At 70.4% G+C, this 20,163-nt stretch carries 22 protein-coding genes; 10 read left to right on the plus strand and 12 right to left on the minus strand.

Translation table 11 applies throughout. The features are described 5' to 3' along the window. Nucleotides 1-5: 5 nt before the first annotated feature. Together JI739_RS20155 and JI739_RS20160 are read right to left on the minus strand one after the other, a co-directional pair. Complete coding sequence (locus JI739_RS20155; protein ID WP_201685782.1) at nucleotides 6-1,097, minus strand: aminopeptidase P family N-terminal domain-containing protein; 1,092 nt, start codon at nucleotides 1,095-1,097, stop codon at nucleotides 6-8. Between the two features lies 1 nt (nucleotide 1,098). Next, nucleotides 1,099-2,214, minus strand: a complete 1,116-nt coding sequence (locus JI739_RS20160; protein WP_201685783.1) for a M24 family metallopeptidase — start codon at nucleotides 2,212-2,214, stop codon at nucleotides 1,099-1,101. A 98-nt stretch (nucleotides 2,215-2,312) separates the two neighbouring features. Between JI739_RS20160 and JI739_RS20165 the strand changes: the two genes are divergently transcribed. The 8 genes from JI739_RS20165 to JI739_RS20200 all read left to right on the plus strand — a co-directional run bounded on the left by JI739_RS20165 (nucleotide 2,313) and on the right by JI739_RS20200 (nucleotide 9,571). Beyond that, nucleotides 2,313-3,278 carry a LysR family transcriptional regulator gene (locus tag JI739_RS20165; RefSeq protein WP_201685785.1) on the plus strand — a complete coding sequence of 322 codons (966 nt, stop codon included), beginning with the start codon at nucleotides 2,313-2,315 and terminating at the stop codon, nucleotides 3,276-3,278. A gap of 129 nt (nucleotides 3,279-3,407) precedes the next feature. Then, a complete protein-coding gene (locus JI739_RS20170) occupies nucleotides 3,408-3,785 on the plus strand; it encodes a cupin domain-containing protein (RefSeq protein ID WP_201685787.1) in 378 nt (125 codons plus the stop codon). Nucleotides 3,786-3,896: 111 nt separating this feature from the next. Beyond that, on the plus strand, nucleotides 3,897-5,171 hold the full coding sequence (locus JI739_RS20175) for a putative DNA modification/repair radical SAM protein (protein WP_201685788.1): 1,275 nt from the start codon (nucleotides 3,897-3,899) through the stop codon (nucleotides 5,169-5,171). Beyond that, nucleotides 5,171-6,607, plus strand: coding sequence for a UdgX family uracil-DNA binding protein (locus JI739_RS20180; protein WP_201685790.1), 1,437 nt, complete (start codon nucleotides 5,171-5,173; stop codon nucleotides 6,605-6,607). Before JI739_RS20175 ends, JI739_RS20180 begins: the two co-directional genes overlap by 1 nt. Before the next feature lie 118 nt (nucleotides 6,608-6,725). Then, a complete protein-coding gene (locus JI739_RS20185) occupies nucleotides 6,726-7,964 on the plus strand; it encodes a CaiB/BaiF CoA transferase family protein (protein ID WP_201685792.1) in 1,239 nt (412 codons plus the stop codon). A 13-nt stretch (nucleotides 7,965-7,977) separates the two neighbouring features. Next, the gene (locus tag JI739_RS20190) at nucleotides 7,978-8,427 is read left to right on the plus strand and encodes a hypothetical protein (RefSeq protein ID WP_201685794.1); all 450 of its coding nucleotides are present in this window, start codon (nucleotides 7,978-7,980) and stop codon (nucleotides 8,425-8,427) included. Between the two features lie 8 nt (nucleotides 8,428-8,435). Next, nucleotides 8,436-8,771: a MaoC/PaaZ C-terminal domain-containing protein gene (locus tag JI739_RS20195; RefSeq protein WP_201685796.1), complete on the plus strand. Its 336-nt coding sequence runs from the start codon at nucleotides 8,436-8,438 to the stop codon at nucleotides 8,769-8,771. An 8-nt stretch (nucleotides 8,772-8,779) separates the two neighbouring features. Continuing rightward, nucleotides 8,780-9,571 carry a citryl-CoA lyase gene (locus JI739_RS20200; protein ID WP_201685798.1) on the plus strand — a complete coding sequence of 264 codons (792 nt, stop codon included), beginning with the start codon at nucleotides 8,780-8,782 and terminating at the stop codon, nucleotides 9,569-9,571. Here the strand turns inward: JI739_RS20200 and JI739_RS20205 are convergent. Further along, complete coding sequence (locus JI739_RS20205) at nucleotides 9,544-10,491, minus strand: LysR substrate-binding domain-containing protein (RefSeq protein WP_201685800.1); 948 nt, start codon at nucleotides 10,489-10,491, stop codon at nucleotides 9,544-9,546. The two genes, JI739_RS20200 and JI739_RS20205, sit on opposite strands and share 28 nt — an antisense overlap. A 106-nt stretch (nucleotides 10,492-10,597) precedes the next feature. Between JI739_RS20205 and JI739_RS20210 the strand changes: the two genes are divergently transcribed. After that, nucleotides 10,598-11,581 carry a Bug family tripartite tricarboxylate transporter substrate binding protein gene (locus tag JI739_RS20210; RefSeq protein WP_201685801.1) on the plus strand — a complete coding sequence of 328 codons (984 nt, stop codon included), beginning with the start codon at nucleotides 10,598-10,600 and terminating at the stop codon, nucleotides 11,579-11,581. A 93-nt stretch (nucleotides 11,582-11,674) separates the two neighbouring features. Here JI739_RS20210 and JI739_RS20215 read toward each other — a convergent pair whose 3' ends face one another. The 9 genes from JI739_RS20215 to JI739_RS20255 form a co-directional block, all read right to left on the minus strand. Then, nucleotides 11,675-12,670 (minus strand): zinc-dependent alcohol dehydrogenase family protein, encoded by a 996-nt coding sequence (locus JI739_RS20215; RefSeq protein WP_201685803.1) that lies wholly within the window; start codon nucleotides 12,668-12,670, stop codon nucleotides 11,675-11,677. A gap of 17 nt (nucleotides 12,671-12,687) precedes the next feature. Beyond that, nucleotides 12,688-13,671 carry a Bug family tripartite tricarboxylate transporter substrate binding protein gene (locus tag JI739_RS20220; protein WP_201685805.1) on the minus strand — a complete coding sequence of 328 codons (984 nt, stop codon included), beginning with the start codon at nucleotides 13,669-13,671 and terminating at the stop codon, nucleotides 12,688-12,690. A gap of 42 nt (nucleotides 13,672-13,713) precedes the next feature. After that, nucleotides 13,714-14,619 carry a fumarylacetoacetate hydrolase family protein gene (locus JI739_RS20225; RefSeq protein ID WP_201685807.1) on the minus strand — a complete coding sequence of 302 codons (906 nt, stop codon included), beginning with the start codon at nucleotides 14,617-14,619 and terminating at the stop codon, nucleotides 13,714-13,716. 134 nt (nucleotides 14,620-14,753) lie between these two features. Next, on the minus strand, nucleotides 14,754-15,689 hold the full coding sequence (locus JI739_RS20230) for a LysR family transcriptional regulator (protein WP_201685809.1): 936 nt from the start codon (nucleotides 15,687-15,689) through the stop codon (nucleotides 14,754-14,756). Between the two features lie 40 nt (nucleotides 15,690-15,729). Then, on the minus strand, nucleotides 15,730-16,236 hold the full coding sequence (locus JI739_RS20235; protein ID WP_236589923.1) for a DUF3299 domain-containing protein: 507 nt from the start codon (nucleotides 16,234-16,236) through the stop codon (nucleotides 15,730-15,732). Between the two features lie 49 nt (nucleotides 16,237-16,285). Beyond that, the gene (locus JI739_RS20240) at nucleotides 16,286-16,540 is read right to left on the minus strand and encodes a hypothetical protein (RefSeq protein ID WP_201685813.1); all 255 of its coding nucleotides are present in this window, start codon (nucleotides 16,538-16,540) and stop codon (nucleotides 16,286-16,288) included. 5 nt (nucleotides 16,541-16,545) lie between these two features. Continuing rightward, nucleotides 16,546-17,748 carry an ABC transporter permease gene (locus JI739_RS20245; RefSeq protein ID WP_201685816.1) on the minus strand — a complete coding sequence of 401 codons (1,203 nt, stop codon included), beginning with the start codon at nucleotides 17,746-17,748 and terminating at the stop codon, nucleotides 16,546-16,548. Next, on the minus strand, nucleotides 17,745-18,398 hold the full coding sequence (locus JI739_RS20250; protein ID WP_201685817.1) for an ABC transporter ATP-binding protein: 654 nt from the start codon (nucleotides 18,396-18,398) through the stop codon (nucleotides 17,745-17,747). The genes JI739_RS20245 and JI739_RS20250 overlap by 4 nt, the downstream gene beginning before the upstream one ends. Nucleotides 18,399-18,465: 67 nt before the next feature. Further along, on the minus strand, nucleotides 18,466-18,813 hold the full coding sequence (locus JI739_RS20255; RefSeq protein WP_201685818.1) for a phage holin family protein: 348 nt from the start codon (nucleotides 18,811-18,813) through the stop codon (nucleotides 18,466-18,468). A 212-nt stretch (nucleotides 18,814-19,025) separates the two neighbouring features. On the opposite strand from JI739_RS20255, the gene JI739_RS20260 reads away from it, so the two are divergent. Then, entirely contained in the window at nucleotides 19,026-19,988 is a 963-nt protein-coding gene (locus JI739_RS20260; RefSeq protein WP_201685819.1) for a hypothetical protein, read from the plus strand. Nucleotides 19,989-20,163 lie beyond the last annotated feature (175 nt).

Below are 20,163 nucleotides of genomic sequence, written 5' to 3' on the forward strand. Positions count from 1 at the left end.
CGGCTTCAGTGGAATCGGTCGAGGCGGCGCAGCCCCTCGGGCAGGATCGCCAGCGCGCAGCCGCCGACCCAGTGCTGCCCGCCGGCCTCGCTGCTCGCGCTGAGCACGCACAGGGTGCCGGTCGGCAGCGAAGCCGCGCCGACCACCTGGCCGGCTTCGCCCGCGGCGACCACCGACAGCGGCTGCAGGCCGGTGCAGGCTTCCAGCGTCCAGCGGATCGCGTGCCCTGCAGGTGGCGCCAACCGGCCTTCGGCCAGCGCGCGCAGCGACGCCGGCGTCGCTGCGGCCCGGTCGAACCAGTCCTGAGCGGCGGCCCACGCGGGCGGGGCATCGCCCCTTGCGAAGCTGCGCGCGAGCCGCACCCACACGCCCTTGTAGGCCACCGACAGTTCCACGGCATGGGTGGCGGCCAAGGCGCGTTCGCCTTCCAGCCGCAGCAGTGCGTCGCTTCGCCGCAGGTCGGGCGCGACCCGCAGCAGCACTTCCTCGGCGCCCGCGCGCCGCGCGCTGCCATCGGCGGCCGCGGCCAGGGCGCAGGTGTCGCGCGCTCCGGGCGGCACCGCATCGATCGCGGCCCGCGCGATGGACGCGGCGCGTCGCGCGAGCCCGCGCTCGGCCTCGTCGGCGGGCTGGCGCACGCGCCGGAATGATTCGGTCGCGTCGACCAGGCGCCTGGCGCCGAAGGCATCGTGCAGCGGCTCGCTCAGTGCCCAGGGCAGGGCGTCGGGTGAGATCACGCCGAAGCGCGCGTCGGCGGGCAGGTGCTCCGCCAGCCACCTGGCCGCGGCCGGGCCCAGCTTCGGGGCCGACACCAGTTCGCCCACGTGCGAGACCTCGCGCATCCACGCATGCACGCGCGGCGTCAGCGCCGCCAGCAGCACCGGGTGGCCTTCCCGCGGCACGATGCACAGCGCCTCGCTCCAGTAGGGCGTGAAGTGCGTGAGCCAGTGCACGGCGGCGGGCCGGGCGAAGGAGGTGTAGGCCAGCACCGCGTGCAGGCCGTCTTCGCGCATCACCGCCTGCAGCCGCTGCACCCGGCCGTCCAGCACCTCGGCGGGCATTTCCTCGGGCAGCCACTTCATGAGTCCGCGTCGCATCTCAGGACCCTCCGCGGGACAGTTGCGCCAGCGAGCGGGTGGTGCGCGTGAGCACCTGGCAGCCGTCGGCGGTGACGCGCACCGTGTCGCCCAGCACGATGTAGCCGGCCTGGGGGTGGTAGGTGTTGGGGTGGACGATCAGCGTCATGTCGGGCTCCAGGACCAGGGGCACGTCTTCCAGCACGTGCACGCCGTCGACGAACAGGCCCATGCCGTGGCCGCGCACCCGCGTGTACTGCGACGTCACGTACTCGCCCAGCCCATGGGCCCGGAACACGTCGTTCTGGGCCCGGGCCACGTCGCCATGCGTGGCGCCCGGCCGCACCGCGGCAATGCCGGCGTCCAGCGCCTGTTCGAACACCGCATAGGCCGCCCGTTGCACCGCCGTGGGCTCGCCGATCACCCGCGTGCGGCAGATCTGCGCGTAGTAGCCGTCCACGCAGGGCGTGAGTTCGGTGGTCACCAGGTCGCCGGGCTGCAGCACGCGGTCGCCCGGTGGCCGCATGGTGCGCACCTCGGTGCCGCCCGAGCCCATGATCATGAAGTTCTCGGCGCAGCCCCTGGAGCGGAACCAGGCCTCGAGCTCGGCGATCAGCTCGAACTCGCGCTTGCCGGGCACGGCGGCGCGGCGGAAGACGTCGTAGCCCTCGTCGGCGAGGGCCGTCGCGCGCGCCACCGCGTCGGCCTCGAGCGGCGACTTGCGCACCATCAGCTCGTCCATCAGCCGCGTGGCCAGCGGCGCCTGCGCGCCCAGCGATCGGGCCAGCAGGGCGGGCGCAGCCGGCGCCGGCGCCAGGCCGACGCGCTCGAAGGCCAGCGCCGCCACCGCTTCCAGCGCGCTGCGCTGCGGGTCGGCATGCCAGCCCACCGAACACCCGGGCAACTCGGCGGCGATGCGCCGCGCTTCAGCGGGGTGTTCGACGAACACGCGTGTCGCGGCCCCCGGCACCACCAGGGCCACGGCCAGGCCCTCCATCGGCGTGAGGTCCACCGCATAGCGCAGGTAGTCGCTGCGCCAGGCATCACCCGCCACCACCAGCGCCTGCAGGCCCGCCTGCTGCATTGCGGTGCGCAGGCGTTGTTCACGTTCTTCGGCCAGCCGCCGCCCGACATCCATGGGCATGCCTCCGCAAAAAGGGGCCAGCATAGGCAGCGGCGCTATATCGATCCAATACAATTTTTGGCCGCGGCTATCGGCAGCTTGAATACCCCTCCATGAATTTCCGCACGCTCAAGCGTTTCCTGGCGGTGGCCGAACTCGGCAGCATCAACAAGGCCGCCACCCAGCTCAACGTCTCGCAGCCTTCGCTGTCCAAGGACCTGCAGGAGCTGGAGCAGGAGCTGGGCGTGGCCCTGTTCACGCGCACGGCGCGCGGCGTCACCCTGACCTCCTTCGGCCAGGCCATCTTCAAGCGGGCCAAGCTGGTCGACTCGGAGCTGCGCAAGCTCGAAAGCGATGCGCGGGCCCTGCGCGATGTGTCCATGGGCGAGGTGAACGTGGGCAGTACGCCGGGCTTTTTGCAAAGCCAGGTGCTGCCGCAGGCCACGCTGAACCTGGTGCAGGCGGCGCGCAGCCTGACCATCAACTACCGATTCGGCACGCGGGCCAGCCTGCTGCAGCCGCTGCTGCGCGGCGACCTCGATTTCGCGATCGTCGGCCTGCAGGAGGACGAATTCGCCGAGGAGCTGGTGTCCGAGCCGCTGCTGTTCGACCGCAATGCGCTGGTCGTGCGCTCCAGCCATCCCATCCTGCGGGCCCAGGACGCCGCCGCCGCCAGCATCGCCTCCTACCCCTGGCTGGTGCTGTCCGAATGCGCGCCGCTGGAGAAGGTCTTGCGCCAGCAGATGCGCGAACGCGGCACGCCCTTCAGCGGCAGCGTGATCCGCACCGACTCCTTCCACTTCTTCCGCTCGACGCTGGTGGCCAGCGACTGCATCGGCCTGACGCGCTACGACGCCGCGCGCATCGAGAAGGAAGCGGGCAACGTCATCGAGCTGCCCCTGCACGCGGCGGACCAGGAGAGCTGGCTGGGCACGCACATGATCGGCATCGTGTACCGGCGCGACACGGAACCGTCCACCGCGAGCCAGGCCCTGATCGGGGAGATACGCAAGCTGGCGGCACAGGCGTTCGGCAAGCGGCTGCCCGAGCCGGCAGGGGCGAACACACTGTCGCAATAGCAGCAAACGCTTGTGAGACGGCAGGCCGCGCGCGGCCTATATTGGTCGAGGCCAGCGGAGCCCGCGAGCCCTGCAGGTCCACCCCGTGGCCGCGCGGTTCACGGTCTGTTGCAGCGCCAGGAGGCTGTCATGGCGACTCCCGTTTCGGTCAGCAGGTTCGAAGTGAAATCCCACGAGTCCCCCGACGAATTGCGCACTCCCGACAAGACCCGCGTCGAGGTCGTCAAGCTCGAGGGCTACACGCTCGGCCGCTTCATCTTCCAGCCGGGCTGGCGCTGGTCCGAATGCGTCAAGCCGGTGGTGAAGACGGATTCCTGCCAGGCCTCGCACGTGGGCCACGTGGTTTCGGGCCGGCTGCGCGTGCGCATGAGCGACGGCTCGGAAAAAACCCTGCAGGCGGGCGAGTCGTACACCATTCCGCCCGGCCACGATGCCTGGGTCGAGGGCGACGAAACCTTCGTCGGACTGGAGGTGATGAGCGCCGATTCCTACGCGAAGCCAAGCTGAAGACCGGATGGGTGGCGGCCCGCGCGTGAATTCTTCGCGCTTGGGCTCTGCACGCGGCGCTCGGCGCGCGGGACGTCCGGTGAGTCGCCTCGACCACTGTAAACTCATACAGTGGACCTTAACGCCAAGCTCGCCATCCTGGCCGATGCCGCCAAGTACGACGCCTCCTGCGCCTCCAGTGGCGGCAACCGGCGCGACTCGACCGAGGGCCGCGGCATCGGCTCCAACGAAGGCATGGGCATCTGCCACAGCTATGCGCCCGATGGCCGCTGCATCTCGCTGCTGAAGATCCTGCTGACCAACTACTGCCGCTACGACTGCCTGTACTGCGTCAACCGCGCCAGCAGCGATGTGCCGCGGGCCCGCTTCACCATCGACGAAGTGGTGCGGCTCACGCTCGACTTCTACCGGCGCAACTGCATCGAGGGCCTGTTCCTCTCCAGCGGCATCATCCGCTCGCCCGACTACACGATGGAGCAGGTGGTGGAGGTGGCGCGGCGGCTGCGCGAGGAGCACGACTTTCGCGGCTACATCCACCTCAAGACCATCCCCGACGCGGCGCCCGAGCTGCTCGAGCGCGCCGGCCGCTACGCCGACCGGCTGTCCATCAACATCGAGCTGCCCACCGAATCGAGCCTCGGGGCGCTGGCCCCCGAGAAGGACGTGCAGGCGATCAAGCGCTCCATGGCGCGGCTGCGCGTGCACATCGACGATGCCAAGGCCCAGGCGCGCGAGGCCGCGCAGGGGCAGGTCATCTCCCTTCCGAAGGCGCGCGCGGGACGTGCCGCGCCCGCGCCTTTCGCCGCGGCCGGCCAGAGCACGCAGATGATCGTGGGCGCCGACGCCACCGACGACGCCACCATCCTGGCCACCAGCTCGCAGCTGTACGGCGCCTATCGCCTCAAGCGCGTCTACTACTCGGCCTTCAGCCCCATCCCCGACTCGGCCGCCGCCTTGCCCCTGAAGCCACCGCCGCTGCAGCGCGAGCATCGCCTCTACCAGGCCGACTGGCTGATGCGCTTCTACGGCTTCGCGGCCGACGAGATCGCCTCGCCGCGCACGGGGGGCATGCTGCGCCTGGAAATCGATCCCAAGCTCGCCTGGGCATTGGCCCATCCCGAGCGCTTCCCGGTCGACCTGAACCGCGCCCCGCGCGAGATGCTGCTGCGCGTGCCGGGCCTGGGCGTCAAGGCGGTCGATCGGCTGCTGCTGGCGCGGCGCGTGCGGCGGGTTCGCGCCGACGACCTGCGTCGTCTGAACGTGCCGCTGCGCAAGGTGCTGCCGTTCACCACGGCGGATGGCCACCGGCCCGCGCCCACCCCCGACCTGCGCCGACTGGCCTGCGCCCAACCCTCGTCGGCCGCCGCGCAGGGCTCGCTGTTTTGATGGCCACCGCGCGCCTGGCCCACGAGACCGATCTCGCCGGGTTCCGGCGCGAGGCGCGCCGGCTGGTCGCGCAGGGCATGGCGCCGCACCAGGTGTCCTGGAGCGTCGGCGCGGCGGACGACGACCTCTTCGCCCACAGCGAGCCGTCGGGTGGGGCCGCGACCGGCGCGAGCACGCTGGCCGTCCCCGCCGCGTTCCTCGCCTTGTGCGAGCAGGTCGTGCTGCACCGCGATCCGCAGCGGTTCGCGCTGCTCTATCGCCTGCTGTGGCGCCTGCTGCACGAGCCCGGCCTGCGGGATGATCCGCTCGATGCCGACAGGCTGCAGCTGGCCCGCATGGCCAAGGCGGTGCAGCGCGACATGCACAAGATGCGGGCTTTCGTGCGCTTTCGCACCGTGGACCGCGCGGGCGACGCCCGGGGCCCGCTGCACGTCGCCTGGTTCGAACCCGGGCACCGCATCACCGCAGCCAACGGCCCCTGGTTCCAGCGCCGCTTCGCCAACATGCACTGGGCGATCCTCACGCCCGATTGCTGCCTCGATTGGGACGGCCAGCGGCTGCAGGTGCGCGGCGGCGCCGCTCGGGCCGACGCACCCGCGGCCGATGCCGGCGAAGCGCTGTGGCTCACCTACTACCGCAGCATCTTCAACCCGGCCCGCCTCAACCTGCCGGTGATGCAACAGGAGATGCCCCGGCGCTACTGGCGCAACCTGCCCGAAGCGCAGGCCATCGCACCGCTGGCGGCCGCTGCCGCGCAGCGCACGGCGCACATGATCGATGCCGCGCCGTCCGCATCGACGCCACGCATCCCCATCTGGTCGGCGCCGGCGCCCGAACGCCCCGCTGCCGGAACCCTGGCCGAACTCGCCCACAACATGCAGCACTGCCGCGACTGCCCCATCGGCGCGTCGGCCACCCAGGCGGTGTGCGGCGAGGGGCCGCTGCAGGCGGCGGTCATGTTCGTGGGCGAGCAGCCCGGCGACCAGGAAGACCTGCGCGGCCGCCCCTTCGTCGGTCCGGCCGGCCAGCTGCTCGACCGCGCCTTGCAGCAGGCGGGCATCGCCCGTGAGTCGGCCTATCTCACCAACGCCGTGCGGCACTTCAAGCACGAGCTGCGCGGCAAACGCCGGCTGCACAAGACGCCATCGCAACAGGAGGCGCTGGCCTGCCGGCACTGGCTGGAGGAAGAGATCGCGCTGGTGCGGCCGCGGGCAATCGTCGCGCTCGGTGCCACGGCCGCCCGCTCGTTGCTCGGCCGGCCGGTGGCGGTGATGAGCGAACGGGGCCGATGGCACGAGCGCCCCGATGGCCTGCGCGTCCTGGTGACCGTGCATCCCTCGTCGCTGCTGCGCCTGCCGGCGGAGCAGATGGCGCAGGCTTTCGAGGCTTTCGTGGAGGACTTGCGGCGCGTGTCGAACCCGCTCGTAGCGCAGTAGGCCCGATGACGTGACCGGGCTGTGAGTTCAACTCAAGCCCTCGCGCAAGGAACTCGATTGGTGGTCGGGGGGGAAGTGCGGAACATTCCGGCCACACACCACGCCGTTCGCAAGTTCCATGCTTTCATCGTTCCGGGTCCTGGACCTGACATGGGTCCTCGGTGGCCCCTTCGCCGGTCAGTTGCTCGCGCAGCTCGGTGCCGAGGTCATCAAGGTCGAGCCGCTCGAAGGCGACATGGCGCGCCAGCTGTCGCGGCGCGGCGCCGAGTTCCAGGGGGACTCGGCCTTCTTCCTGTCGGTGAACCGGGGCAAGGAGAGTCTGGCGCTGGACCTCAAGAGCCCCGCTGGCCGCGAGGTCTTCTATGACCTGGTGCGCCAAAGCGATGCGGTGATCTACGGTTTTGCACCCAGCGTGCCCGAGCGCCTGGGCCTGGACCGTGATGCACTGCTGGCCGTCCATCCGCGGCTGGCCATCGCGCAGCTGATCGGGCTGCACGACCGGCCGCCGTACTCCGAGGCGCCGGCCTTCGACCTGGTGGTGCAGGCCATGGCCGGCATCATGAGCATCACGGGCGAGCGGGAGGGGGCGCCGGTGCGGGTCGGCTACCAGATCGCCGACCTGGCCGGCGGCCTGTACCTGTCCCTGGCCTGCGTGGCGGCCATGCTGCGTGCACTCAAGACCGGCACCGGCGAACTGGTGCAGGTCTCGCTGCTCGATTGCCAGCTCGCGCTGCTGACCTGGCAGGCGCAGGACTATTTCGTTTCAGGCCAGGTGCCCAGGGCCAATGGTGCGCGGCATCCCACCATCGCCCCGAGTGACATCTACCGTTGCCTGGATGACCGCTTCGTCGCCATTTCACCGACCGGGCAGCAGTTCTGGCAGGGCTTCTGCAAGGCCATGGGCCGCGCCGAGCTGGTGGACGACCCGCGCTTCCAGACGCCCAAGCTGCGCGTGGACAACGCCGACGCGCTCACGCACATCCTGCAGCAGGAGTTCGGCAAGCGCACCTCCACGGAATGGAGCAAGGACCTGTTCGAAGCGCGGGTGCCCGCCGGTCCCGTCAACGACGTGGCCCAGGCCGTGAGCCAGCCCCTGGCCGGCCTGCGAGGCATGGTCGAAGACGTGCCGCACCCGGCCACCGGCGCCACGCTCAAGTTCCTGGGCAGCCCGTTCAAGTTTGCCGGCGGGGCTTCGCTCGCCTACCCGCCCCGGCTGGGCCAGCACACCCGCGACGTGCTCACCCGTGTATGCGGCTACGACGACACGACCATCGATGCACTGGTTCGCGATCGCGTGGTCCGCGACGGCCGACCCATGCCCGGCTCATCACCCGACCCATCACCCACCACCGACTGAAGGAGACGTTGTCATGACATGGCCCACCGAAGTGAAACCCCGGGAAGGCGAGCAGCCTGCCGCCCTGTACAAGGACTGGCAGGTCGGCGCGGAATTCCCCACGCTGGCGTTCTCGATCACGCCCGAAGTGGTGGACGAGTATTTGTCGGTCACGGATTCCGACCGCGAGAACTTCGTGATCGATGGCCGGCAGGCCGCGCCGCCCAACGTGCTGGCCGTCTACATGATGGCCGTGATGTACCGCAAGTACCCGCCCCAGCAGGGCGGGATCATGATCGGCAACACCTTCAACTTCTACCACCCGATCTGGGCCGACGAGACCACCGACGTCGTCGCGGGTGGCCGCGTGACCGAGAAGTTCGAGAGGAAAGGCCGCAAGTACATCTGCTACGCCGTGGACTTCAAGCGCGCAGATGGCCAGAGGCTTTGCAGCGTCCTCCACACCTCCGCCTTTCCCGAGTGAGCATCGTCATGATCGAAAAGACCATCCTGCAGACCCAGGCCATGTTCGACAACTATGGCAAGTTGAACGGCGACAACGACATCCTTCACTACGACGACGCCTTCGCCAAGGCGCGCGGCTTCCGCGGCACGCTGGGCCACGGACTGATGTACACCGCCTACGTGTCCAACCTGGCGGCCAGGAAGTTCGGCAAGCGATGGCACTACGACGGCCAATTGACAGTGAAGTTCGTCGCCGGCGTCTGCCCCGGCGACCAGCTGCGGGTGACGCTGGCCGACGACGGCGCCGCGAAGTGCGAGTCCCAGTTCGCCACCACGCTGGTCGGCTCGGCCACCCTGCGTTGAAGCGACGGATGGCTGAAGGCCGTTCGACTGTGGCACGCACCCGCATCGCCACCAGCGACGCGACTTCGGTGCGTGTCGCCGGCCGCGACCTGGTGCGCGAGCTGATTGGGGAGTGCAGCTACTCGCAGATGCTGTACCTGCTGACCTGCGGGCGCCTCCCCACGGCGGATGAACTCGCGGTGCTCGACGCCTGCCTGGTGACCCTGATGGAGCACGGCTTCAACCCCAGCACGCTGGTCGCGCGCCTGATGGCGCACAGCGTCCCCGGTGAACCCCAGGTGGCGATCGCCAGCGGGTTGCTCGCAGTCGGCGGCGTCTTCGCCGGCACCACCGAACAGTGCGCCGGGATGTTGGTGTCGCTGGCTGCGCGCGTCGACGCCGGCGCCGAGCCTGCGGCCGTGCTGAGTGACTTCGCTGTCAGCCGCGTGCTCGGAAGCCAGCCGATTCCCGGCTTCGGCCATGCCACGCACCGCCCGGACGACCCGCGCTCGGGCAAGCTGTTCACGGTGGCCGAGCGCCACGGCGGCCTGGGACGTCACGCCAGACTGCTGCAGCAGCTGGCGGTGCAGGTGGACGCCGCGATGGGCCGGCACCTCACCATCAACGCCACCGGCGCCATCGGCGCCTTGCTGCTGGACATCGGGGTGCCGGTGGAGGCGATGCGCGGCTTTGCCGTCGCCTCGCGAGCGGGCGGCCTGGTGGGGCATCTGCTGGAAGAGTCCCGGTCGCCTTCAGCGCGCGTGATCTGGGACGCCGCGCGTGCGGCGGTGCCCTACGAGGAGCCGCCCGGCACCTGTTGAGCCGTCTCGTGCAGCACCTCGGATGCCATCTGGTTGGACGCCGCGCCTTCGCTGACCAGCCACTCCACGAAGGCGCGCGTCAGCGGCGCCTGCCGCCGGGCCGGTGCCACGCCGAAGCAATAGTCGCGCTCGGTCGCGGCAGGCAGCATGAACGGAATCGCCAGGCTGCCGGCAGCCAGGTCGTCGGCCACCAGGGTGAGTGGAATGAGGGCGATGCCCAGCCCGTCCAGTGCAGCCTGCACGGCATAGAACATTTCCTCGAAGCGCAGGAACTGGCTCTCGGGCGGTCTCGGCAGCCCGGCGGCCGCGAACCAGTGTTCCCAGTTGGTCCGATTGGTCGCGGCTTCGATCAACCGGTGCTGCAGCAGGTCGACGGGTCCCTTCAACGCTTGCCCCTCCATCAATTCAGGAGCGCACACGCAGGCCAGCTCGCCGGACAGGAAGGGCTGCATCTGATCGGCTCGATCCTCGCTGGACACGCGCCGGATGATCACGTCCAGGTCGCCCAGGCGGCTCAGCTGCGCTTCGCCGGTGCCGGTGGACAGCCGCACGTCGGCTTCCGGGAAGCGGCGCTGGAAAGTGGTGAGCCGTGGAATCAGCCACTTCATGGTGAAGGTGGGCGGCGCGTTGACGCGGACCAGCGAGCGCGACTTGCGGCGGCTGGCTTCGTCCACCGCGATGGCAATCGCATCGAGTGCCGGGGACACGCCGTCGAACAGTGCCTGCCCTTCGGCCGTGAGACGCATGGGCAGGTCGCGCACGAACAAGCTGGTGGCGAGCGTGGCTTCCAGGGCGGAGATCTGGCGGCTCACCGCCCCATGCGTGACCCCCAGCTCCTCGGCCGCGCGGGTGAAGTTCAGGTGGCGGGCCGCCGCATCGAACGTCCGCAGGGCATTGAGTGGGAGCGAACGTCTGTCCATGGCGATCAGGAAAAGTCACACGGCGCTGCACAGAACTCACTTTGCAGGCGCCCGGTGGCGAGCGGAAACTACTTCGGCAAGGTTAACAAAACCAAGGAGACACCTCATGTTGCGACTGATTCCCACCCGCCGCCACGTGCTGGGCGCGTTGGGCGCATGGGCCATCGCGCCCTATGCGCATGCCCAGGCCTATCCCGTCAGGCCCATCAGGATCGTGTGCGCCCATGCCCCGGGCGGCGCGGCGGACCAGCTCTCGCGCATCGTGGCCGACCGCATGGCCGGCCTGCTGGGTCAGCCGGTGGTCGTGGAGAACCGGCCCGGCGCCAGCACCATGATCGCCGCGGAGCATGTGGCCGCGGCGCCGGCGGACGGCTACACGCTGCTGATGGCGACCGTCACCACGCTGTCGATCAATCCGACCATCCAGCGCAAGATCCGCTACTCGCCCTTGAAGGACTTCGCGCCGGTCTCGATCGTCGCCTCGACCCCGTTCTTTCTCGGAGTCGGAAACGACGTGCCGGCGCGCACCAGCGCCGAGGTCATCGCGCTCGCCAAGTCCATGCCGGGCAAACTGAACTACGGCTCGTCGGGCGAGGGCACGTCCTCGCACCTGGCGGGCGAGCTGTTCAACATGATGGCCGGCATCCAGACCGTGCATGTGCCGTACAAGGCGACCTCGGCCCGTAACAACGACCTGGCTTCTGGAATCATCCAGATGGTCTTCGGCAACGACGTGATGGCACTGGCCAAGAGCGGGCGGGTCCGCGTGCTCGGCGTCACGTCCTCGCAGCGGCTGTCCGGCTACCCGGAGATCCCCACCGTCGCCGAGGCGGCCAACCTGCCGAACTACGAAGCCAGCGTCTGGTACGGCCTGGTGGCCCCCGCCGGCACGCCGGCGCCGATCGTCGCGACCATCCAGCAGGCGGTCGCCGCCATCCTGGGGCAGCCCGAGGTCAAGAAGCAGATCATGAGCTCCGTCGGTGGTGAAGCCGTGGGCAGCACACCCGAGGCCTTCGCGCGCACCATCCAGGCTGACCTGGTCAAGTGGGAGAAGGTCATCAGGCAGGCGAACGTCAGGACCGAGAGCTGAGGGCCTGGGACGGCAGGGGCCAGGCGGCCATCGTGCCTGGCGGCCGTGCCACGAACCTGTTCGGGTGCGCCGGACGCCGCGGCGCCATTTCGTTCAGGCCTCCGGCCGCAGCACGATCTTGCCCAGCACCACCGCCGCATCGAGCATCTCGTGCGCCCGGCGCGCCTGCGACAGCGGCAGGCAGGTGGCCGGCGGCGGGTGGATGCGGCGCTGCGCCAGCAGGTCGATGGCCCGTTGCAGCAGGGCACGGCGCAGCGGCGGATCGCCGTCCAGCGTGTGGATGGTGTAGCAGCGGATGGCCGGGCTTTTCGAGCCGTGGCGGCGCAGCGCCTCCAGCAGGTTGTCGGTGGGCAAGCCCGCCAGCGCGTTGTACGAAACCAGGGTGCCCAGGGGCGCCAGCAGGTCCAGGTTGGCCGTGAAGCCCGGGCCTCCCACGTGGTCGAACACCACGTCCACGCCTCGGCCGCCGGTCAACGCCCGCACGCGGGCGGCGACGTCTTCACGGGAGCGGTCGATCCCTTCGGCGCCGCCGTGGCGGCGGGCGTAGGCCGCTTTCTCCGGCGTGCTGGCGGTGGCGATGGCACGGATGCCGTCGACGGCCGCCATCTGCGCCAACGCAATGGCAACGCCGCCCGCGCCGCCATGCACGACGAAAGACCCCGGCACGCGACCGCCCGACGCATGCAGCAAGGCCCCCGCCAGCTGGTAGTTCGGCAGCGACACCGCGTCGTCCCACGGCACCTCGGGTGGCAGCCGGAAGGCGGCCTGCGCGGGGACGCAGATCTCCTGCGCGTAGCAGCCACCACGCTGGGCCAGCTCGCGCGAGCTGACCAGGGCTCGATCGCCCACTCGCCATCCGGTGACGCCAGGCCCCACCTCCGCCACTTCGCCGGCCAACTCGTTGCCGGGAACCGCAGGCAGCGGCGGCATCCATCGGTAGATGCCCTGGCGGATCAGCACGTCGGGCTTGCCGACGCCGATCGCTCGCGCGCGCACCCGAAGCAGCCCCGGGGCGATCGCCGGCTCGGGCAGCTGCACACACTCCAGCACCTCGGGCCCGCCGGGGTGCCGGACCTGGATCGCCAGCACGGGTCGGCCTGCGCGGGTCAGTCCGGCTTGGCGCCGGACTCCTTGACCACCCGGGCCCACTTGCGCACCTCGTTCTCGACGTGTCGCGTGAACTGCTCGGAAGAACCGCCGACCGGGTCGGAGCCTTCCTTGCTCAGCGAGGTCCGGAACTCCGGCTCGTCGATGATCCGGTTCATCACCTCGCTCAGGCGGCGCACCACCTCGGGCGGCGTCTGCGCCGGTGCGAACAGGCCCTGCCAGGAGTTGATCTCGTAATCGGGGAAGCCCGACTCCGCCAGGGTCGGCACGTCGGGCAATGCCGGGGTGCGCTTCTCCGTGGTGACGGCCAGCGCCCGCAGCTTGCCGTTCTTCACCTGGGGCAGCATCGCCGGCAGCAGCCCGAAGTGGGCGTCCACGTGGCCGGCCAGCAGGTCGTTCATCACCGGCGCGTTGCCCTTGTAGGGCACGTGCACCATGTCGACCTTGGCCATCGTCTTGAACATTTCGCCGGCGAGGTGCGGCGAGGTGCCGTTGCCCGAGGACGCGTAGTTCAACTTGACCGGCCGGTTGCGCGCCAGCTCGACGAACTCGCGCAGGTTGCGGGCCGGCAGGCTGGAGTTGACCACCAGCACCAGGGGCAGGCTGGAGATCTGCGTGACCGGCTGCAGGTCCTTCACGGCATCGAATGGCACGTTGGGCTGCAGGCTCGCATTGATCGCGAGCGAGATGGTGCTGACCAGCAGCGTGTGGCCGTCCGGCGGGGCCTTGGCCACGATGGCCGAGCCGATGGTCGAACCGGCGCCGGGCCGGTTCTCCACGATGACCGGCTGGTTCAGGTGCGCACTCAGCTTCTTGCCGATCAGCCGCGCCATCGTGTCGGTGCTGCCGCCGGCCGCGAACGGCACGATGATCGTGATCGGCTTGCCGGGGTAGGCCGATGGCTGCGCCGAGGCCGTGCCGGCCACGCAAGCCCAGGCGATGGCGGACAGCAGGGGAAGTCGAAGGAACTGTCGCTTGTTCATGGTCGTCTCCGTTTCTTGTTGGTGAGCTGCAGCCGGTCCCGCTCAGCGGGTGGCCGCGACGACCGGGTTCGACAAGACGCCGATGCCCTCGATCTCGACCCGCATGGTGTCGCCGGGGTTGGCCAGCAACGGCGGGTTGTGGTACATGCCCGGCCCCGGCGGCGAGCCGGTGGAGAGCACGTCGCCGGGCTCGAGCGGGAACACGCGCGACAGGCTGGCGATGAACTGCCTCACCGTGAACAGCATCTCCGAGGTGTGCGCCACGCAGACTTCCCGGTCGTTGATGTAGGTGCGCACGCTGAGCTTCTGCGGATCGGGGATCTCGTCGCGGGTCACGATCCACGGCCCCATCGGGCAGAAGGTCTCGAAGCCCTTGGAGATCAGGAGCAGCCCCTGGGCCTGCAGGTCACGCGCCGAGACGTCGTTGATGATGGTGTAGCCGGCCACGTAGTCCAGCGCGTCCTCCTCGCTCACCCAGTGCGCCCGCTTGCCGATCACGGCGGTGAGCTCGCCCTCCAGGTCCAGCTGCTTGACGATCTTCGGGTAGACGATCGGCTTGCCTGGCCCGGTGACCGACTCGGCGAACTTCGAGAAGATGTGCGGCATGGGAGGCGTGACGATCTTTTCCTGCCGTGACTTGCCTTCCTCGCGCAGCTCGTCGAGGTGCCGCAGGTAGTTGCGCCCGCCCATCATGATCTTCCCGGGGCGCGGCACCGGGGCCTGCAGGTCGGCCTCGGCCAGGGGCACCGCCCGGGCCGGCTCGCGCGCATGGCGCTCCAGCGCCCGGCGCGCCGCCTGCATGGCCGGTTCACCCGCCGCGAGGAAGCGCACCATGTCACCGGGCACCTGCGCGTGCGCAGGCAGGTAGTCGTTCAGCCGGATCACCTGGTCGCCGGCCACCGCCCCGATGTGGATGGCGCCGTCCATGAGGATGGAAACCAGTTTCATGACGCTTGTCTCCTTTGTGGTCGTCTGGAATGCCGACGCATCGTAGGAGCGCTCGTGCCGTGCGGCAACGCAATCGGCGCACGCCTGCATTGCGCCGATGACGGTGCGCGGCCGGTGCCCCGGGGCTGCCCGGGTCAGGCGGTGCGCCGGTCCACGCCCGGCCACCGGCCGGCATCCACCAGTTGAAAGACCGTGTCGCGCAGCAGATGGGTGATGTCCAGCAGCCCGGTCACCGGGGGGCGGTTCTGGGCCGTGGCCAGCACCACCGATCGCAGGGCCTCGGGGCCTTCGATGCGCACGGCCTGCAACAGCCCGCGACCCACCTCCTCCTCGACGGAGGCCAGCGGCAGGATGGTGCAGCCCAGCCCCGCCTGCACCATCCGCCGCGTCATCGAGGTCGAGCCGTCGCATTCGAGCACCACGTCGAGGCTCTTGCCGTGCCGCTGCGCCCAGCTCTCGGCCAGCGCACGCAGGCCATGGGACGTGCTGGGCAGGATCAGCGGCAGCTCGAGTGCGGCGGGCACGGTGACCGGCCCGGGCGGCGCCGGCTGCACGGCCGGAAAAATGCAATGCAGCGGTTCGCGCAGCAGCACCTCGCCGCCCGCATGGCCCTGGGCCAGGTGGGGGACGTACAGCAGGGCGGCGTCGACTTTTCCCTGGTGCAGCCAGGACACGAGTTCATGGGCCGAGCCTTCGATCACCCGCACGCGGGCGCGCGGGTAGCGGCTTCTCAGGGCGTGTGCCATGGCGGCGAAGCAGACCTTCACGATGGTGGGCTGGGCGGCGACCACGATCTGCGACGGACCACCCGCGGCCAGGTCGGCGGCCACCCGGCGCGCGTGCTGCAGCGTGTCCACCACCTTGCCGGCCTCTTGCAGCAGCAGGGCCCCCGCATCGGTCAGCAGCATGCCCCGCCCGCTGCGGTGGAACAGCTTGACGCCGGCGTCCTGCTCGAGCCGGGCGATGTGCCGGGTCACGGTCGAGGGCTCCATGCCCAGCTCGACCGAGGCGCGTGAGATGCTGCCGGTGCGGGCGACGGCGTGGAAGTACTCGAAGGCGCTGGCGTCCATGCCCGCGACTCTACAGGCGCGTTCCAGCCGGACGCCGCCTCTACCGCACCGGCGCGGCGTCGGTCATCCGGTAGAACAGACCCATGGGGTCGTCGCGCAGCACGTGGAAGCGGCCTTCGACGAGCACCGGCTCGGGCGTGTAGGCCACCGGCGTGCGGGTGCGCACTTCCACCATGCTCTCGGGTCCGCCGGGGACGCAGAACGAGCAGGTGAGCGGCACCGAGCTGAGCAGGAAGTGGCGCACCTTCTCACCGGGTTGCAGCGGCATCATGAATCCCTGCAGCCGCTGCGGCTTGCCATCGAGCGCGAGTTGCTCGGGCGAGAACAGCGGCAGGACCCGCTTGTTTTCGGTGCGGTGCTTCACCGCGGTGAGCAGGGACCACGGCAGTGCGTCGCTGCGCTCGGGCAGGGGTGGGATGGGGCTGTCGGGGCTGTGCACCCCGGCGCCGGTGCCCGGCACCACCGGCTTGGCGGGGAACGCGCCGGTGGGCTGTGCGCCCACGGCGGCGGCCAGCGCCAGCAGGCCGGCGCCCAGAACGCTTTTCATCATCGACGGCTCCTGGAAAGAAGGGAGGTGGCGAAGCGCGCGGCGCGCTTCAGTGCTCGTGGCGCATGCCGCAGTAACGGCCGATGGCCAGGCCCTTGCACGCGGACTGCAGCTCGCGCTGGCAGGTCTCGTACGGCTTGCCGGATTCGAGGCAGCGGGCGGCGGCTTCATGGGCGGCGGCCATGGCGCGGTGGCGCTGGACGTCCTTGCGGATGTCGTCGCTGCCGTGCCTGGACTGCGCGAGGCCGGCCAGGGGGGCCAGCAGCAGCGCCACGACGAGCAGGGTTCGGGAGGCAGGTTTCATGTGGGTCAATCTCGTTCGAGCAGGCGGGCCACGTCGAGCCGGTAGGCGCTGATCGCCGGAACGGCGGCGGCCAGCAGGGCCACGGCGAAAGCCAGGAGCAGCACCCAGCCTTCCTGCGGCAGCCACACGGCACCGGACAAGGGCAAGGACTGGCGCGCGGCGAGCTGGGAGCCTATCAGAGCCACCCCCGCATGGGCCACGGCCAGGCCCAGCGCGCAGGCGATCGCGGCCAGCCAGAACGCCTCGCAGACCACCAGCGCCGCCACCCGGGCCGGACCGGCGCCCAGCAGCCGCAGCATGGCGAGGTCGGCCCGGCGCTCGCGCACCGCGTGCCACAAGGCGATGAACACCGACAGCGCGGCGCTGGCCAGGAGCACGGCGCCAACGCCGCGCAGCACCTCGGCGCCCACGCCCAGCAGCCGCAGCAGGCGCGTCACCTCGATGGCCGGCGCGGCCGCCTGCATGGAGGTGGAGGCGTTGACCAGCCGCGGCAGGGTCACCGCCGCCAGCGGGGTGCGATAGCGCACCAGCGCCATGGTGACCTCGCGCTCGGCCTGCAGCGCCCGCCGGTCCTCCTCGTCCACCGCCGTGCTGTCCTCGTGGACCTGCCACACCGATTCGAGCGAGGTCAGCACCAGCCGGTCCGCGACACAGCCGCAGCGGGCCAGCACCGCAGCCACCGTGTAGGGCGTGTCGCCATGCGCGTGCCCGCCGCCGCCCAGGCCGTGCTGGCCGACGAAGCGCTGGCCCGGCACCAGGCCCGTGGCCTCGGCCGCTTCGGCCCCCAGCAGCGCCTGCATCGGCCGCCAGTTCGGTTCGCCGCGGGCGGGCTCGAGCCCAAAAAGCTCGAGGTAGGCCGGCGTGGTGCCGACGATGCGCAGGCCGCGGAAGCTGTCGCCCATGGACAGCGGCACCAGCTGGGCCACCATGGGATGCGCCTGCAGCGCCTGCACTTCGGACAAGGGCACGTTGCCGGGGGGCACGTCGATCTGGAACACCCCGGCCAGGATCAGCTGCAGGGGGCTGCCCTTGGCGCCGACCACCAAGTCGATGCCGGCCAGGTCGCGCGTGAAGGATCGTTCCACCTGCGCGCCGACCACGATGACGAACGCCACCGAGGCCAGGCCCAGCGTCAGCAGCAGCAGGTTCAGCAGCGCCGCCAGCGGGCGCGCGCGCAGCAGGCGCCAGGACAGCGAGAGGACGTTCATGCGGCCTGCTCCGGGCGGCGCAGCGACAGCACGGCAGCCGTCGCCAGCTGCTCGCGCACGCGGCGGTCGTGGGTGGCCACGACCAAAGTGGCCCCCAGCCGATCCGCCGTCGAGGCGAGCAGGCCGGTCGCGGCCGCCGCCGACTCGTCGTCCAGGCTGGCCGTGGGTTCGTCCGCCAGCAGCACCCGCGGCGACAGCAGCAGCGCACGCGCCAGCGCCACGCGCTGCGCCTGGCCGACCGACAGCCGGGCCGGGCGATGCGGCGCGAGGTGGCCGACGTCGAGCGCGTGCAGGGCCGTGCCGATGGCGGTTTCGTCCACCGGCCGGCGCAACGCGAAATAGCACAGGGCCAGGTTCTCGCGAACGGTGAGCGAGGCGCTCAGGTGCAGCTTCTGCGGCAGCAGGCTCACGTTCTCGCCACGCCAGCGATCGCGGGCGCCCTGCGGCAGGGCGTGCGGCGCCTGTCCGGCCACCTCCAGCTGCCCGGCGTCTGGCACGAGCAGCCCGGCCACCAATGCGAGCCAGCTGGATTTGCCGCTGCCCGAAGGGCCCAGCAGCAAGAGCCTGCCACCCTGGGCCAGGTCGACGTCGGGGAAAGCCAGCATGGGCCCACCGGGGTGCTGCAGCCGCAGGCCGACGCTGCGGATCATGGATACGGCGCCGGGGCCGGCCAGCGGCCCGCGCGTGATGCGGATCGGTCCAAGCGCAGCTCGAGGGTCACCTCACCAACCACTCGCCCGCGGTGCCAAGCAGCGACATCACGAAGGAGCCGGCGAGTGCCCAGCGGAAGCCGTCGATGGTGAGCCCGTCGGTGAGCCGGTCCGCCAGCTTCAGGATGATGGCGTCGATGATCCAGCGCGTGATGAACGCCAGCAGCCAGGCCAGTCCCAGGGTGGCGATGGTGAACACCGTGAACAGCAGCCAGCCCAGCAGGAAGTTCAGCACCCCGATCAAGGCCGCGACACCGATGGCGGCCCCGAAGCTGCGCACATGGAAGCCGGGCAGCAGCGCGGCAGTGAGCCAGACGGCGACGGTCAAGATCAACCAGGAGAGCAACAGTGACATGGGGCCATGCTAGCCCACCCTGAGCAGCGATCGGGAGGAGCCGATGCAGTCGATGGAACGATCGGCCGGGGCACCGCGAGGCAGGAATGGCCGAGGCCCGTGGTCCCGCTGAGGTTTCATTTGGCAAACAGCTGCACGACCTGTTAACACGAAGACACAAGCACGACCGGCAGCGGAAACATCGCGGCTCCATTCATTCGCGGGAGTTCGTCATGCGCGGTGTCTCGTTCCTGAGGTGTTCCCTGGCGGCTGTCTCGGCCGCGGCCCTGGTCGCCTGTGGCGGCGGCGGTGGAGGCGACGCGGCGGGTCTGAAGGAATTCGGCGGCGGGCCCCAGGTGGATGTCTACAAGTTCTACGACGCCAACCGCAACGGGCGGCTGGACGCCGGTGAGGAGTTCATCGATGGCTGGAAGGTCGACACCTCCGCATCGGCCACGACCAAGTTCACCCACGCCTGGTTCGTCAACGACGACGGCGTCACCGCCGGCGCCCTGACCGTGCGCGAGTTCCGCCCCGGTGGCGCCACGGGCGGCACGTGGGTGGCGACGAACGCCTACGTCGCGGGCGACTTCAAGATCAATCCGGTCTCTTCGGACGGCACCTACCTGAACAAGCTGACCATCGAGGTGCCCACGGCAGGCCGGGTGGATGTCAAGTTCGGCAACGTCTGCATGGGCGGCACCAGCGCCGGCGGCCGCACGCCGGGCTACTGGAGCAACAGGAACGGTGCGGCGTCCATCGAGGCCGCCGGCTCGGTCGATATCTACGCCGGGCTTTCCGCGCTGCACCTGGTCCAGGCCAATGGCTCGGCCTTCGATCCCGCGGACCACGACCAGCTGTCGGCTTGGCTGCGCGGCGGCAACGCGCAGAACATGGCGCACCAGTTGTCGCGCCAGCTCGCCGCCGCATGGCTGAACGTGCATGCCGGCGACGTGGTCGGCGGGGCCCTGGTCGACGCCACGGGCTATGGCATTCCCGGCGTCACGGGAAGCATCACCGTGAACCAGCTGCTGGCGCTGGCCGAGGCGGCGCTCGCGGCCGCACCCGTCACGACCTCGGGCCACCCGCAGCGTGCGGCGCAGGAAGCACTCAAGAACCTGCTCGATGACCTGAACAACAACGGGGTATCGGGCGGCGGCGTGTTGCCGGCCAGCGCCTGCACGTTCAGCTTCTGAGCCAGCTCCGGCTGCTGAGCCGGGTAAGCGGCTGTTAGATCCGGTGACCGGCTGCGCCGCCGTGACCGCGCGCGGCCCGGCCATGGCCTCGAGCCACCGCTCAGCCCGGCCCGGCGTGCCGCGCCCGTCGCTGCCCGCAAGGCCTTGGAGCGTGCATCGATCGACGCGGATCCAG

It is taken from the genome of Ramlibacter aurantiacus, from assembly GCF_016722895.1.
Classification (GTDB): domain Bacteria; phylum Pseudomonadota; class Gammaproteobacteria; order Burkholderiales; family Burkholderiaceae_C; genus Ramlibacter; species Ramlibacter aurantiacus.